The sequence below is a fragment of the Xanthomarina sp. genome (assembly GCF_035306605.1).
Lineage (GTDB): Bacteria > Bacteroidota > Bacteroidia > Flavobacteriales > Flavobacteriaceae > Xanthomarina.
Genome location: NZ_DATGNR010000086.1, coordinates 1 through 14671, shown reverse-complemented (window position 1 = coordinate 14671; position 14671 = coordinate 1). Strand labels below are relative to the sequence as shown.

Below are 14671 nucleotides of genomic sequence, written 5' to 3'. Positions count from 1 at the left end.
TTAAAATGAAATCGATAAATAAATTAAAAACAAATAAAATGAAAAATAAAGCAATCTATTTTTTAATGGCAATTATGTTATTACCATTAACATCTATGGCACAGGATATTTTCACAAAATACAGCGATAATCCAGATGTAACCTATGTGTCGATAAAGCCAAAAATGTTTCAAATGTTGGCTAAAATGGATATTAATTCCGACGATCCTGAAGCCCAAGAATATATTAAAATGGTAAACAGTATTACAAGTTTTAAAGTTATTACAACGGGTAGTAAAACCATTTCTAGTGATGTATCAAAATGGGTACAATCTCGTAAAAGTGCATTGGAAGAATTAATGGAGGTAAAGGATAACGGGGTAAACATGACCTTTTATGTAAAACAAGGTAGAGATGAAGATCATGTAAGTGAATTCTTAATGTTCGTTGATGGCTTAGGCGCTGTTACTAAAGATATGGATGTGAAAATGAATGGTGAAAAACGTGAGTTTGAAACTGTGGTTGTATCCTTAACAGGTGACATCGATTTAAATCAAATATCTAAGCTTACTAAAAAAATGAACATTCAAGGAAGTGAGCATTTGGATAAGAAAACCAAAAAATAAAACAAATGAATTCGTCAATCAAAACAACATTATTTAGCTTACTAGCACTAATTATGCTAGTAAGTTGTAATAATGGAGAATCTTTGCAAACCTATTTTGTAGATAACCAAGAAACTCCAGATTTTATTTCAGCAGATATTCCTACAACCATAGTGGAGCTGGATAAAAACTCGTTAACAAATGAACAGAAAGAAGCATATAACTCGGTAAAAAGGTTAAATTTTCTAGGTTTTAAAATCAATGAAAACAATCAGGATGTTTATGTTAACGAACTAGCTAAAGTCAATTCTATTTTGAACGATAAAAAGTATATCGAACTAATTGAATTTAATGATAAAGCAGCAAAAATAGTCGTTAAGTATATTGGAGATGATGAGTCGGCTGAAGAGTTTATAGTTTTTACAAGCTCGGAAGATATGGGGTTTGGTATAGTTAGGATTTTAGGAAACAAAATGAAACCAGAAAAAATGGTAACACTTGTAGATGCTGTACAAAAGGCAGATATTGATAGTTCAAAGTTTGAAGACGTTATTAAGTTCTTTAAATAAACCTCAAATAAAATATAAAAAAGGCTTCTAAATTTTAGAAGCCTTTTTTGTTTAGTTTAAATCTATTAGTTGAGAGTTTCAGCATCGTCATCTTTATCAAACAATTGCTTATTCAGTAACAAATTAACAACCACAAGTAAAAACAAGATTACAAGTATAGCCACAACCACATAACTGCCTAAAGCATCCATAATTCCCAAAATGGAAAATCCAAATGTTACAATAGCGCAAATTAATAATGACTGTTTGTCTGTTAAAATCATTTTATATTCCTGTATAATTACTAGGTGTAATTGCTTTTAATTCAGTTTTAATAGAATCCGAGACTTCTAAGGTATCAATAAAATTTGAAATAGATGTCTGAGTTATTTTTTCATTTGTTCGTGTCAATCCTTTTAAAGCTTCATAAGGATTAGGGTAAGCCTCACGACGTAAAATAGTTTGTATGGCTTCAGCCACAACTGCCCAATTGTTTTCTAAATCTTCAGCAAATTTACTTTCGTTTAAAAGTAATTTATTCAATCCTTTTAAAGTAGATTTAAATCCAATAAGTGTGTGTCCGTATGGAACTCCTACATTTCTTAAAACGGTACTATCTGTTAAGTCTCTTTGTAATCTTGAAATTGGGAGTTTAGCTGATAGATGTTCGAAAATAGCGTTTGCTATACCTAAATTCCCTTCGCTGTTTTCAAAATCAATAGGATTTACCTTATGTGGCATAGCAGAGCTACCAACCTCACCAGCTTTTATTTTTTGTTTAAAATAATCCATTGAAACATAAGTCCAAATGTCTCTATTTAAGTCGATTAATATGGTGTTTATTCGTTTTAAACAGTCAAACAAAGCAGCCATATGGTCATAATGTTCAATTTGCGTAGTAGGAAACGAATGATGCAAACCAAGTTTTCCTTGAACGAAATTCTTACCAAAAGCTCTCCAGTCAATATTAGGATAAGCTACTTTGTGTGCATTAAAATTACCGGTTGCTCCACCAAATTTAGCTGCACTTGGAATATCATTTAACAAATTAAATTGCTCTTCCATTCTCACCGCAAAAACTTCTATTTCCTTTCCTAAACGAGTAGGTGAGGCTGGTTGTCCATGTGTTCTGGCAAGCATTGGAATGTTCTCCCAATCTTTAGCTAATTCTTTTATTTTTTTATGAAGAATAAAATATTCAGGTACATAAACATCGTTCATTGCCTCCTTAATGCTTAAAGGAATGGCCGTGTTATTGATGTCTTGTGATGTTAATCCAAAATGAATAAACTCTTTATATTCTGAAATACCTAAAGCAGCAAATTTATCTTTTATAAAATACTCAACGGCTTTAACATCGTGATTTGTAGTTTTTTCAATCTCTTTAATGGCTGAAGCATCTAAAGTTGTGAAGTTTTTATAGATTGCTCGTAATTCATCAAATAAATTAGAATTAAAAGATTCAAGTTGAGGTAAAGGTTGCTCGCATAGAGCAATAAAATACTCAATTTCTACTTGTACACGATATTTAATTAAAGCTTCTTCAGAAAAATAAGGAGCTAACTCGTTTACTTTATCCCTATAGCGTCCGTCAATAGGAGTAATAGCATTTAAAGATGTTAAAGACATGTGTTGTGTTGGTTTTAGTGAATTTTTAATAAAAAATCCAATGCGTTTTTAAAAGAAGCAAAGATAAGGAAATGATTTGCGAAAGTCGATTTATGAATTATGAAATATGAAGTAATTTATCTTCTTTAATATATGTTTAGCTCGTGCTTTAAAACCTGAACTCTGTAGGTGAAAATCGCGTTCTAATATCAATGCTAATTCTGGGTGTATCCAATCAAACTCCTTTCCAAAAAGGAAAAGTGTGTTCATGGAATATGCTTTTGGTGCTATTTTTTCGTCGTTAATTAAATAATCAAAACAGGTTTCAATAATTCGTTCCTTGTGTTTTGAACTTAACCTTGTTTGCATGTTGTTTTCTTGTTTTGAAAAGTAAGCTATGGCTAAATGTTCGCAAATTTTAGCAACAGGCCTAACAGCCGGATCTAAGTAAATTTTGTGCATGTTTTTTGTAAAGTCATCCATGAGCGGGAGGATAATTTCTAACTTTTCAGAACAAACAAATTCCAAAACCCAAGCAGCTCGATAGGATATTTTATCATCCACCATAAATAAAATATTTAATAAAGAGGGAAGTAAATCTGTGTTTTCAATAATTAAATTAGCATAGTATAAACGCTTTTCTCGCGAATGATTTACGTAATTTAATTCGGCGTAAAGTTGGTCCTTAGTCACAAGAAATACTTATTTTTATTATCTGAAATTAATAGAAATGAAAACTATAAAAAAAATATTGTTCGTAGTGTTAATAGTATTTGTTGTCGCTCAATTTTTTGGTCCAGATAAAAATGAAGGAGATTTAGCTTCTGTAGAACCATTTTTAAGTGATACTAATCCTCCAGAAAATATTAAAGCTATTTTACAAGGAAGTTGTTTCGATTGCCATAGTAATCATTCTAAATATCCATGGTATAACAATATTACTCCAGTTAACTATTGGCTAGCCGAGCATATTAATGAAGGTAAAAATCATTTTAACATGTCTAATTGGGAAGGATTATCCATTAAGAAAAAAGATCATAAAATTGAAGAACTTATAGAAATGGTAGAATCTAGGGAAATGCCTTTAGCTTCTTATACGTGGACACATCAAGAAGCTAAACTTTCGGATAATCAAATAAAACAAATGGTTGAATGGGCAAATCAAGTACGATTTAAATATAGTTTGGCTCCAAGGCCTCAATAAAAATTTATGAATAAAAGTTTATTAGTTATTGGTTATGTTTGGCCAGAGCCTAAAAGTTCGGCGGCAGGAAGTAGGATGTTGCAAATTATTGACTTATTTCAATCCGAAAATTACAACATAACTTTTGCAAGTCCTTGTGCTAAAAGTGACAATGCTTTTAATCTTGAAAGTATTGGTATAAATCAGGTTTCTATAGAGTTGAATAATTCTAGTTTTGATGAATTTATAAAAAAATTAAACCCAGATGTTGTTCTTTTTGATAGGTTCATGATGGAAGAACAGTTTGGTTGGCGTGTAGTAGAACAGTGCCCAAATGCGTTGCGAATTTTAGATACGGAAGATTTACATGGTTTACGTAAGGGCAGGCAGTTAGCATTAAAAGCAGGAAAAACTTTTAGTTTAGAGTATTTGTTTAACGATACTTCAAAACGTGAAATAGCTAGTATTTACAGATGCGATTTAAGTTTAATTATTTCTGAAGCTGAAATAAGTCTTCTTAAATCAGATTTTGATGTCCCGGAGTCGCTGTTGTGTTATTTACCGTTTTTATTGGATAAAATCTCAATCCTTCAAACTGAGAAACTTCCTGAATTTAAGAATAGGCAAAATTTTATTAGTATTGGAAATTTTCTTCATGAACCAAATTATAATGCTGTTTTATATTTAAAAGAAACCATTTGGCCTTTAATTAGAAAACGACTTCCTAAAGCAGAACTTCATATATACGGAGCTTATGTATCACAAAAAGTAAATCAGTTGCATAACCAAAAAGAAGGTTTTTTAATAAAAGGTTTTGCCAATGAAGTTTCTGATGTCATGCAAGAGGCAAAGGTGTGTTTAGCGCCTATACGTTTTGGTGCTGGCTTAAAAGGCAAGTTAGTGGATGCTATGGAAAATGGTACACCTTGTGTTACTACAAGTATAGGAGCAGAAGGGATGTTTGGTAAATTACAGCCTAATGGTTTTGTGGAAGATGATCCTCAAAAATTTGTAGAAAAAAGTGTTTTCTTGTATTTAGATGAAAATGTTTGGAAGGAAAAACAACAAAATGGATTTGAAATTATTAACCAACGTTTTCAGAAAGATCATTTTAAGAAAGAGTTTCTCGGTAAGATGTTTGAAATTAGGAAAAATCTTAATAAACACCGATTAACCAATTTTACAGGACAAATGCTTCAGCATCATTATCTGCAAAGCACGAAATATATGAGTAAATGGATTGAAGAAAAGAATAAATAGTGCCTACTGAATATCATTAAGGATTTTTTTTGTGTTTACGAAGTTGTAAAATGCTTTATCCTTAATGCCATTTACAAAATACATATTCATTTCTCCTTTGTTTTTAACTTCAAAAGCCCCTCTGAACTCACATTCAAAAGCATCTTTAACTAGTTGAAAGGTGTTTTCAGATATATTTATTTTATCTATCAATGAGGTGGCTTCCATTCTAGAGGCAATATTTACAGTGTCTCCCCAAATATCATAAGCAAACTTTTTAGTTCCAACAACTCCGGCAACCACTGGTCCTGTGTTAATGCCAATTCTAAGGTTGAATGGCATTATGTTTCTCGTATTCGATTTTCTAGTTTCTCTAGCAAATTCTGAAATTTCAAGTGCGGCAAGTACTATTCTTATGGCGTGGTCTTTTGATGGGAATGGTAATCCTCCTGCACACATGTAAGAGTCTCCAATAGTCTTGATTTTTTCTAACTGATACTTTTCAATAATCTCGTCGAACTTCGAGAAATAGAAATCTACACTCTTTACTAAGTCTTCTGGTGATAATTTTTCAGAATAATTGGTAAAGTTTTTAAAGTCTGTAAACATAACAGATACTAATTCAAATTTCTTTGCTTGTACTTTTCCGTGTTTTTTTAATTCCAAAGCTGTCTGTGCCGGCAAAATGTTCAATAATAAATTATCCGATCTGTTTCTTTCACCTTCAATAATTTTCTTTGTTTTGTTTATATATCTATTCCTTCTATAAAGTCCAAATGCCAGCATACATATTAGAAGTAAGGCTATGATAGTAGCAATTACTATAGTTTTTTGATTTCTTTTTTGCTGATTAAGTAAGGCTACCTCAATTTCTTGGTTTTTTTTCTGCTGGGTTAATAAATCTACTTCAATTTGTTTTTGAGATACTTCAAAATCTGTTCGTAAATCTGCCATTTCTTGAACCTTAGTTAGGTTGTTTACACTGTCCTTGAACTTGGAGTAATCTTTAAAGTAACTTAATGAGCTTTTGTAGTTTCCGGCATCTTCATAGAGTTTTGAAATTTGCAAGGCAGCTTCACTTATTTGTTCTTTTAATCCATATTTAATAGCTAGTTCTAAACTTTTTTTTGAATAGTTTAAAGCAGCGGCTCGGTTGTCTTGGTTTAGATAAATATCGGACATATACGTTAAGTATACCGAAATTGGGTAGTACAATTCCAATTTCTCTAAAATTTGGATGGCTTCGTTAATATGTGCTTTAGCTAAGTTGTCCTTACCTTTTTGCGCATAAACCATTCCCATATTTCCTAGGTTAAAAGCAGTGCCTTCTAAAGAATTTATTTTTTTGAATATATGGCCGGATTCCATAAAATAAATGATGGCTTGGTCGTATTGTTTATTCATAAAATACTCATCACCCAAATTAGATAGACCATTGGCAAAATTTAGAGAATCTCCTATTTTTTTTAATAATTCAATTCCAATTTCATAGTAGCTAATTGCATTTTTATGATTTTCCATTAAGGAATATACATCTGCAATAGCAATATTTACTAAACCTAAGTCTCTTTCTATTTTATTTTTATTGGCAATATTGGCGGCTTCAAAATAGCTATTCAATGCTTGTGAGAAGTCACTTTTAAGTCTTAGAGCTGTGCCTTTGTTTAAGTAACCGAGAAAGAGATATTTTAAGGAGTCGTTTTCATCTGCTGAAGCAATTAATTTTTCGCTATAGCTTAGTTTAATGTTTGGATCTCGTTCTTCTGAAGCAAGTTCAGTTAAGATTCTTAGTTTATCCTGCTTTTTAAATTTTCCTTGTCTATATACAGCTTTTAAACTATCTATATAAGTGGAGTTTTGAGAGAATCCATAAAGGCTAAATAAATATAAAAAACCAATGAGCAGGCAAGCTCTATTTGGAAATAGGTTTTTCATATCTGATGTATTTCAGTTTATTAGGTGACCATTTAATTAAGGTTTTACAGAAATTTTAGGGTCTATTTCAAAGGTGGCATTTTGCATTCTTCCTGAATTAATCACATTAAAATTAATGGAATATTTTTCTTCGTATCCTTTTGCTCCTTTTTTTACAGTGCCTTTTACAATTCCAGGAGTCCTTTCACCTGCGTACAATACTTCTCTGTCAAAAACATTTTCGCCGTCGTAATAGTTTATTGAATAAATATGTACTTCGTCATCATTTGGGTTACTAGTTGATTCTCCTCGCCAAATAATAGTATCTCGAGCATTAACATGAATGATGAATTTTGTTAAATCGCCAATATATGTAACTGGTTCTCGATTAGGAGATTCAATTTTAAAAGAGCAAACCTCGTTAATGTTTTCGTTGGTAATGGTTTCTGTATCTACGTATAACGATATGGTATAGATGGTTTGAGAATAAATGTTTTGACTGTAAGAAAATAAAACAAAGGCAAGAAAAATAAAAAACCTATTAAGTGATGTCATGTTATTTCTGTTTATTAGTTAGTACTAGATTTAACTTTCTTAAACAAAAAAAAGTAAATCACTTTAAGCTAATAATCAATGTGCACAATAAGATAGGGGAGTTTAGTGCTGTTGAAAGGGAATAAAAGTCAATACTTAAATGTAGTGAATATTTTTTAATAATCTGATATAAAGTAGTTTATAATTTATTCGTTTTTTTACTTAAAATTAGTTTTTCCATTTTATGTTACAACCAATACTTGGTTTTTGAATGTTAGTGTTTTCTTTGTTTTCTAGTAAACAGTTTAAAGCATGTCGAATATCGTTTCCGGTAACCGGTATGTTATTTTCTGGCCTAGAATCGTCTAATTGTCCTCTATAAACCAATTTTAAATCTTGATTAAAAACATAAAAGTCTGGAGTGCAAGCCGCTTTGTAAGCTTTGGCAACTTCTTGTGATCTATCATATAAATAAGGAAAGATAAATTCTTGTTCTAAGGCGTTTTGTTTCATTTTATCCGGCCCATCTTGTGGATAATTTTCTACATCATTACTTGAAATAGCAATAAACTCAACACCCTTACTTTTATAATTCTTTGCTAACTGACTTAATTGAGTATTAATATGTTTGACAAAGGGACAATGGTTACAGATAAACATAATAACTGTTGCTTTTAACCCTTTTAATTCATTTAAAGAATAGTTTTTATTGGTTACCGTATCCATTAAATTAAAAGGGGGAGCTGTAGTTCCTAAAGGAAGCATGTTTGAAGAAGTTCTGGCCATTTTTATATGTTTATATCAAAAATAGCAATTAAAATCCACAAACCAAATGATAAGAATTTCTTGAATATACTAATATTGTCATGCGTTTTGTAATAAAAAAAATGTATTTTCCACTTTTAAAACCCAACCAATTTTTTCTTAGTAATGAGTAACCCTATTCAATTTGAAGATTTTGCAAAAGTAGACTTACGTGTAGGAACTATTTTAGAAGTATCCGATTTTCCTGAAGCCAGGAAGCCGGCCTACCAACTAATTATAGATTTTGGAGACTTGGGTATAAAAAAAACCTCAGCTCAGATAACGACCATTTATAAAAAGGAAGACTTGCTGCACAAACAAATTGTGGCCATTGTAAATTTTCCTAGAAAACAAATAGCTTCTTTTATGAGTGAGTGCTTGGTTTTAGGAGCTGTGGATGGAAAAGATGTAATTCTTTTAAATCCTGAAATAAAAGTAAAAAACGGTACAACTGTTCAATAATTTATGGGAGAATTGGACCAAGTAAAAATTAATTTTGATAGTCAAGGGCTTTGGATTTTGAACTTGGTTCTTGCTGTTATTATGTTTGGAGTTGCTTTAGGCATCACCTTAGATGACTTTAAACGCCTATTTAAACAACCTAAATTGGTTTTAATAGGGGTTTTACTGCAGTTTATTCTATTGCCTTTTCTTACTTTTTTACTTGTTTTAGCAATCAAACCCCAACCTAGTATTGCTCTTGGTATGATGATGGTTGCTGCTTGCCCAGGTGGAAATGTTTCAAATTTTATGACACATTTGTCAAATGGAAATACGGCTCTTTCGGTTAGTTTAACAGCTTTCTCTACTTTTATTGCGGTTTTCATGACTCCCTTTAATTTTCAGTTTTATGGTTTTTTGTACGAGCCAACTTCTATTTTGTTGAAGAAAGTGCAACTTAATCCGTTTGACCTATTAGAGCTTGTTATTTTTATTTTAGGAATTCCGTTGGTATTAGGAATGTTGTTAAGATCTAAAAACGAAAAGCTAGCATTTTTAATATCTAAACGATTAAAACCTCTATCAATAATTGTTTTTGTACTGATTGTTATTTTCGCTTTTAGTAATAATTTAGATGTATTTAGTTCTTATGCACATCATGTAATTTGGATAGGCATTCTTCATAATTTATTAGCTATTTTATTGGGATTTACAGTAGCCAAAGCATTCAATTTATCATATGAGAACCAGAAAACCTTAGCCATAGAAACGGGAATTCAAAATTCCGGATTAGGACTTTTATTGATTTTTACTTTTTTTAACGGATTAGGAGGGATGGCTATTTTAGCTGCATTCTGGGGTGTATGGCACATTGTTTCTGGCTTAATAATTTCGTTTTATTGGTCTTTTAAAGACAGAAAAATACTTGAAATCTCTTGAAAACAGTTTGGTTACATATAGTTAGAGCTTATGTAGGTTTGGGCTTATTTTTTTATTACAAAAAAATAAAGGTGGTTAGGGAACAAAATATTCCTAAAAACAAACCAATTTTATTTGTGTCTAACCATCAAAACGCACTACTAGATGCTTTATTAATTGGCGTAACCTCAGGAAGGTTTTCATATTTTTTAACTAGAGCTAGCGTATTTAAAAAGCCATTAGTTGCTAAGTTGTTGAGTGGAGTTAATATGTTGCCAGTTTATAGAGTTAGAGATGGTTGGAGCACGATTAGTAAAAACAATTCCACCTTTAAAACTTGCACCGATAAATTTAAAATGAATCAGGCCGTGGCGCTTTTTCCAGAAGGAAACCATAACCTAAATAGAACAGTTAGACCTCTAAGTAAGGGCTTTGTTAGAATTGTTTTTGAAACCTTAAGTACTTACCCTGAGTTAGATTTACAAGTAGTTCCAATTGGTTTAAACTATAGGGAAGCTACTGTTTTTGGTGACAGTGTAGCTTTGTATTATGGGAAACCTATACCAGTTAAATTGTTTGTTTCAGAGTTTTCTAATGAAGAAATTAATGTCATAAAGAAGACTGTACAAAGTAAAATTAAGGGCTTGACTACGCATGTTGACCCAACGAGATATGATGAAACCATAGCAAAACTTAATGCTTTGAATGTGGATTATTTAAATCCGAAGTCAGTAAATCGATGTTTGAAAACTAATTTTGAAGATTGTGAATCAAAACCAAAACAAACTGTCAATTGGATTAAACAGGTTTTTAAAGTATTACTAATTCTTAATTTGTTTATGCCGTTTGTTATTTGGAAATATGCTATTAAACCAAAAATTAAAGAGTTAGAATTTATAGGAACTTTTCGATTTGCACTAGTCTTGACTATAGTGCCATTTTGGATTTTATTACTTAGTGTTATTGTAGCTCTTAATTTTGGAATGCTTTTCGGGGTGGCTTACCTTTTTTCTACTCTTTTTATTGGACTTTTAAGTGTGAAGCTTTAAATATTTTCAATAAAAAAAGCCACTACAAAGTAATGGCTTTTAAAATAATTTTAAAGTATCCTAAATATCATCGAAATCAATATCGGTGAACTTTTCAGTTGACGGAATATTATTTATGTCAACTACTTCATTATCCGAATCGTCATTTTCATATTCTTTTTTGAAATCTTTTTGATGACGCTCACTTATAACTTCGTCTCCTTTTTCATTAATAATATAGTCGGTCATTTCATTTAAAATAGAAGTAAATTCTGAAAAATCTTCTTTGTATAAGTAGATTTTATGTTTTTTATAATGAAACGATCCATCGTCGTTTGTAAATTTTTTACTTTCAGTAACCGTTAAATAATAGTCTCCTGCTTTTGTAGATCTAACATCAAAGAAATACGTTCTCCTTCCAGCTCTTAATACTTTAGAAAAAATTTCTTCTTTCTCCATCATATCATTATTATCCATAATCGTATTGTTGTTTTATAAAAGTTTTTCAAAAATCTAAAAAAAACAATTACCAACCAACAATTTATGTCAATACTTTTAATCTTATTTTTTTGTTGGAAAACTAATCTAAATCAACTGTTAGAGACTTAGTTTATTACTTATTGTTTTCACTTAGTTGTTTTAGGTAAAGGTTTTGGTAATATCCATCTGCATTTATAAGCTTGTCGTGAGTTCCTGATTGAACAATTTTACCGTCGTCCATTACAATAATTTGATCGGCATTTTTAACCGAGGAAACTCTGTGACTAACAATAATTGTTGTTTTTCCCTTGGCAATGGAGTGTAGGTGGTTTAGTATTTTTTCTTCTGTTTCTGTATCTACGGCAGATAGTGAATCGTCAAAAAGTAAAATCTTTGGATTTTTCACAATAGCTCTCGCAATAGAAATTCGTTGTTTTTGTCCTCCAGAAAGTGTAACGCCTCTTTCACCTAAAACCGTATCGTAACCTTTATTAAAACCTATAATATTTTTATGTACTTGCGCGTGTTTTGCTGCCTGAATAACTTGCTCGTCAGTAGCATCTTCTTTACCAAATTTTATGTTGTTTTTAATACTATCAGAAAACAAAAAGGAATCTTGCGGTACATAACCAATGCTGTCTCTTAAACTGGTTAAATTAACTTGGTGTATCGGTTTATGGTCTATTAGTAGCTCGCCTTTTTCTATATCGTAAAGTCTGCCAATAAGGTCAAGTATTGTTGATTTTCCAGATCCCGTTTTTCCAATAATAGCTAAGGTTTTTCCATGTTCAAGTTTAAACGAAATACCTTTTAACGCTTCAATATTCGTGTCGTTATAGGTGAAATGTACATTCTTAAACTCAATATCACCAATTATATTTGAAGGCTCCTCTGCCGTATTTGTGATTTCTGGAGTAATTTTTAAAAACTCATTAATACGTTTTTGCGAAGCTTCAGCTTGTTGTATAATGGAAGTTACCCAACCAACCGTTGCTACTGGCCATGTAAGCATATTTACATAAATGATAAATTTAGTTATAACACCTAAACTTATAGTTCCTTCCATGTATTGAAGCCCTCCAATATAAATTACAATTAAGTTACTTATACCAATAAGTAAAATCATCATTGGAAAGAAAAACGCATTTACTTTTACTAGATTTAATTGTTTTTGTTTACTAGTTTCCGATAATTCGTTAAAACTCTTTGAGGTTTCATTTTCTAAACCATAAGCTTTTATAATTGAAATTCCACTAAACGATTCTTGAGTAGAAGATGATAAATGTGATAAATATTGTTGAACTATGGTGCTTCTTTTATGAATTTCCTTGCTTAATTTGTATATAATAAACGATAAAATGGGCAAGGGAATTATAGTGTAGAGTGTTAGTAAAGGTGCTTGTTTGTACATGAAACCAATAGCAATTATAAAAAGCGTAGCGGTGTTAATACTATACATAATTGCAGGACCCGCATACATACGTACACGTCCAACATCTTCACTAATTCTATTCATTAAATCTCCTGTTCTATTGTTTTTATAGAATTTTAATGATAGTTTTTGATAATGTTGGTAGATTTCATTTTTTAAATCATATTCAATAAATCGAGACACGTTAATAATAGTTTGCCTCATAAAGAAAGTAAGTACTCCCGTAATTAAGGCAGCTCCAATTATGTAAAGAATATTAATAAGTAATTCCTTTTTAACAACTGCAATATCTGTTACTTCGCCTTGAATATATTGGTTAACAACATCTATTGATGAACCTATTAATTCGGGTGTAAACAACAAAAATATTTTAGATACAATTGTAATTAAAATACCTATAACTAGTTGCCATTTATATTTTATAAAATACTTGTTAAGATGTTGTAATTCTTTCATTTATCTGTTTAAAAGGAATAAAGTTTTTAACAAATTCGCTTTTTGGCATTAATAATTTGTGAATACCTTATTAATGGATTAATTTTGCCCTTTGTTTTTAATGATTTATCATTAAAACACAACTTATAACTTTAAAATAAAAATCAAAATGGTTACAGACGTTATCAATACAAGCGAACTTTATAAGGCCGATCCTGTTTTCGGTCAACTTTCATTCGATAATCATGAACAAGTTGTGTTTTGCAACGACAAAGATACAGGATTAAAAGCAATAATTGGAATCCATAATACGGTTTTAGGACCTGCTTTAGGGGGGACTAGAATGTGGAATTATACCAATGAGTGGGAGGCGTTAAATGATGTACTTCGATTATCAAGAGGAATGACTTTTAAATCTGCAATTACTGGATTAAATCTAGGTGGAGGTAAAGCGGTAATTATCGGAGATGCAAAAACTCAGAAAACACCAGAATTAATGAAAAAATTCGGTGAATTCGTTCATTCATTAAGCGGAAAATATATAACTGCGGAAGATGTTGGAATGACTACTGCTGATATGGATACAGTTAGAGAGGTAACGCCTTATGTTACAGGTATTTCTGAAGCTATTGGTGGGGCGGGAAATCCATCTCCAATTACTGGTTACGGAGTTTTTATGGGAATGAAAGCTGCTGCTAAATTTAGATTTGGAACAGATGTATTAGAAGATAAAGTTATTTATGTTCAAGGTATAGGTAATGTAGGTGAAGCTCTTGTTGGACATTTAACGGATGAAGGTGCTAAAGTTTATATTTCTGATATTAACGAAGAGCGTTTAGAAGAAATTAAATCTAAGTACGGAGTAACCATATACCGCGGTAACGACTTGTATTCTGAAGAAATGGATATTTACGCACCATGTGCTCTTGGAGCAACCATTAACGACGATACCATAAATAAATTCAAGGCTAAAGTAATTGCTGGAGCTGCAAATAACCAATTAGCCGTTGAACAAGTTCACGGGAAACTTTTACAAGAAAAAGGAATTGTTTACGCACCAGACTTTTTAATTAACGCTGGAGGTATTATAAATGTATATGCTGAATTAGAAGGTTACGACAAAAAAGAAATTATTCGTAAAACTGAAAACATTTACAATACTACTTTGGAAATATTAAATAATGCTAAGACAAATAATATTACCACAAATCAAGCAGCTTTAAATATTGCTCAAAATAGAATTGACATAAGAAAAAAGGAGAATAAGAGATAATTTCTTTAAAATAATATTATTTTTGCAAGGCGAAAGTTATTGTTACTTTCGCCTTTTTTATTAAAAATTTAAGTAAAGCCTTTAAAAAGTGTTACTTAAAACAACAAACCCATATTAATTACAATTTAATATTGAAACATTTAGTTCTTTGTACATATGCTTAACAGAAGACACATTAGAATAAAAGTCATGCAAACTATTTATTCCTTTAAAGGAGGAGAAAGCGATAGTTTTGATAAAGAACAAAGAT

At 30.9% G+C, this 14671-nt stretch carries 16 protein-coding genes; 8 read left to right on the top strand and 8 right to left on the bottom strand.

What is annotated here, in order from left to right:
• The first annotated feature begins 38 nt into the window (after nt 1–38).
• Both VKY41_RS11460 and VKY41_RS11455 read left to right on the top strand, forming a co-directional pair.
• Entirely contained in the window at nt 39–605 is a 567-nt protein-coding gene (locus VKY41_RS11460; protein WP_500814593.1) for a GFO_1090 family protein, read from the top strand.
• Between the two features lie 5 nt (nt 606–610).
• Entirely contained in the window at nt 611–1153 is a 543-nt protein-coding gene (locus VKY41_RS11455) for a GFO_1091 family lipoprotein (protein ID WP_500814592.1), read from the top strand.
• A gap of 65 nt (nt 1154–1218) precedes the next feature.
• Here VKY41_RS11455 and VKY41_RS11450 read toward each other — a convergent pair whose 3' ends face one another.
• The 3 genes from VKY41_RS11450 to VKY41_RS11440 all read right to left on the bottom strand — a co-directional run bounded on the left by VKY41_RS11450 (nt 1219) and on the right by VKY41_RS11440 (nt 3433).
• Complete coding sequence (locus VKY41_RS11450) at nt 1219–1416, bottom strand: hypothetical protein (protein ID WP_500814591.1); 198 nt, start codon at nt 1414–1416, stop codon at nt 1219–1221.
• A gap of 1 nt (nt 1417) precedes the next feature.
• On the bottom strand, nt 1418–2761 hold the full coding sequence (gene purB / locus VKY41_RS11445) for an adenylosuccinate lyase (RefSeq protein ID WP_500814590.1): 1344 nt from the start codon (nt 2759–2761) through the stop codon (nt 1418–1420).
• Between the two features lie 90 nt (nt 2762–2851).
• Nucleotides 2852–3433, bottom strand: a complete 582-nt coding sequence (locus tag VKY41_RS11440; protein WP_500814589.1) for an adenylosuccinate lyase — start codon at nt 3431–3433, stop codon at nt 2852–2854.
• Nucleotides 3434–3470: 37 nt separating this feature from the next.
• Between VKY41_RS11440 and VKY41_RS11435 the strand changes: the two genes are divergently transcribed.
• Both VKY41_RS11435 and VKY41_RS11430 read left to right on the top strand, forming a co-directional pair.
• Nucleotides 3471–3944: a heme-binding domain-containing protein gene (locus tag VKY41_RS11435; protein WP_500814588.1), complete on the top strand. Its 474-nt coding sequence runs from the start codon at nt 3471–3473 to the stop codon at nt 3942–3944.
• Nucleotides 3945–3950: 6 nt separating this feature from the next.
• The gene (locus VKY41_RS11430) at nt 3951–5183 is read left to right on the top strand and encodes a glycosyltransferase family 4 protein (RefSeq protein ID WP_500814587.1); all 1233 of its coding nucleotides are present in this window, start codon (nt 3951–3953) and stop codon (nt 5181–5183) included.
• A 3-nt stretch (nt 5184–5186) separates the two neighbouring features.
• Here VKY41_RS11430 and VKY41_RS11425 read toward each other — a convergent pair whose 3' ends face one another.
• The 3 genes from VKY41_RS11425 to VKY41_RS11415 all read right to left on the bottom strand — a co-directional run bounded on the left by VKY41_RS11425 (nt 5187) and on the right by VKY41_RS11415 (nt 8396).
• Entirely contained in the window at nt 5187–7097 is a 1911-nt protein-coding gene (locus VKY41_RS11425; RefSeq protein WP_500814586.1) for an adenylate/guanylate cyclase domain-containing protein, read from the bottom strand.
• A gap of 36 nt (nt 7098–7133) precedes the next feature.
• Complete coding sequence (locus tag VKY41_RS11420) at nt 7134–7631, bottom strand: hypothetical protein (protein WP_500814585.1); 498 nt, start codon at nt 7629–7631, stop codon at nt 7134–7136.
• Between the two features lie 207 nt (nt 7632–7838).
• Entirely contained in the window at nt 7839–8396 is a 558-nt protein-coding gene (locus VKY41_RS11415) for a thioredoxin family protein (RefSeq protein WP_500814584.1), read from the bottom strand.
• A gap of 144 nt (nt 8397–8540) precedes the next feature.
• Between VKY41_RS11415 and VKY41_RS11410 the strand changes: the two genes are divergently transcribed.
• Genes VKY41_RS11410 through VKY41_RS11400 form a run of 3 tightly spaced genes read left to right on the top strand, consistent with a single transcriptional unit; the run spans nt 8541 to nt 10822 of the window.
• Nucleotides 8541–8876: a tRNA-binding protein gene (locus VKY41_RS11410; RefSeq protein WP_500814583.1), complete on the top strand. Its 336-nt coding sequence runs from the start codon at nt 8541–8543 to the stop codon at nt 8874–8876.
• Nucleotides 8877–8879: 3 nt separating this feature from the next.
• Entirely contained in the window at nt 8880–9794 is a 915-nt protein-coding gene (locus tag VKY41_RS11405; RefSeq protein WP_500814582.1) for a bile acid:sodium symporter family protein, read from the top strand.
• Nucleotides 9791–10822, top strand: coding sequence for a lysophospholipid acyltransferase family protein (locus tag VKY41_RS11400; protein ID WP_500814581.1), 1032 nt, complete (start codon nt 9791–9793; stop codon nt 10820–10822). Before VKY41_RS11405 ends, VKY41_RS11400 begins: the two co-directional genes overlap by 4 nt.
• 60 nt (nt 10823–10882) lie before the next feature.
• On the opposite strand, the gene VKY41_RS11395 is transcribed toward VKY41_RS11400, so the two are convergent.
• Nucleotides 10883–11278: a PUR family DNA/RNA-binding protein gene (locus VKY41_RS11395; RefSeq protein WP_500814580.1), complete on the bottom strand. Its 396-nt coding sequence runs from the start codon at nt 11276–11278 to the stop codon at nt 10883–10885.
• Between the two features lie 136 nt (nt 11279–11414).
• Nucleotides 11415–13169 (bottom strand): ABC transporter ATP-binding protein, encoded by a 1755-nt coding sequence (locus tag VKY41_RS11390; RefSeq protein ID WP_500814579.1) that lies wholly within the window; start codon nt 13167–13169, stop codon nt 11415–11417.
• Between the two features lie 148 nt (nt 13170–13317).
• Between VKY41_RS11390 and VKY41_RS11385 the strand changes: the two genes are divergently transcribed.
• Nucleotides 13318–14421 carry a Glu/Leu/Phe/Val family dehydrogenase gene (locus tag VKY41_RS11385; RefSeq protein WP_500814578.1) on the top strand — a complete coding sequence of 368 codons (1104 nt, stop codon included), beginning with the start codon at nt 13318–13320 and terminating at the stop codon, nt 14419–14421.
• Nucleotides 14422–14671 lie beyond the last annotated feature (250 nt).

Excerpts from the sequence above, each read along its gene's own strand:
- VKY41_RS11425 (WP_500814586.1), bottom strand. The coding sequence starts at position 7,097 with ATGAAAAACCTATTTCCAAATAGAGCTTGCCTGCTCATTGGTTTTTTA.
- VKY41_RS11455 (WP_500814592.1), top strand. The coding sequence starts at position 611 with ATGAATTCGTCAATCAAAACAACATTATTTAGCTTACTAGCACTAATT.
- VKY41_RS11395 (WP_500814580.1), bottom strand. The coding sequence starts at position 11,278 with ATGGATAATAATGATATGATGGAGAAAGAAGAAATTTTTTCTAAAGTA.
- VKY41_RS11410 (WP_500814583.1), top strand. The coding sequence starts at position 8,541 with ATGAGTAACCCTATTCAATTTGAAGATTTTGCAAAAGTAGACTTACGT.
- VKY41_RS11390 (WP_500814579.1), bottom strand. The coding sequence starts at position 13,169 with ATGAAAGAATTACAACATCTTAACAAGTATTTTATAAAATATAAATGG.
- VKY41_RS11450 (WP_500814591.1), bottom strand. The coding sequence starts at position 1,416 with ATGATTTTAACAGACAAACAGTCATTATTAATTTGCGCTATTGTAACA.
- VKY41_RS11385 (WP_500814578.1), top strand. The coding sequence starts at position 13,318 with ATGGTTACAGACGTTATCAATACAAGCGAACTTTATAAGGCCGATCCT.
- VKY41_RS11420 (WP_500814585.1), bottom strand. The coding sequence starts at position 7,631 with ATGACATCACTTAATAGGTTTTTTATTTTTCTTGCCTTTGTTTTATTT.
- VKY41_RS11405 (WP_500814582.1), top strand. The coding sequence starts at position 8,880 with ATGGGAGAATTGGACCAAGTAAAAATTAATTTTGATAGTCAAGGGCTT.
- VKY41_RS11430 (WP_500814587.1), top strand. The coding sequence starts at position 3,951 with ATGAATAAAAGTTTATTAGTTATTGGTTATGTTTGGCCAGAGCCTAAA.
- VKY41_RS11435 (WP_500814588.1), top strand. The coding sequence starts at position 3,471 with ATGAAAACTATAAAAAAAATATTGTTCGTAGTGTTAATAGTATTTGTT.
- VKY41_RS11460 (WP_500814593.1), top strand. The coding sequence starts at position 39 with ATGAAAAATAAAGCAATCTATTTTTTAATGGCAATTATGTTATTACCA.
- purB (WP_500814590.1), bottom strand. The coding sequence starts at position 2,761 with ATGTCTTTAACATCTTTAAATGCTATTACTCCTATTGACGGACGCTAT.
- VKY41_RS11415 (WP_500814584.1), bottom strand. The coding sequence starts at position 8,396 with ATGGCCAGAACTTCTTCAAACATGCTTCCTTTAGGAACTACAGCTCCC.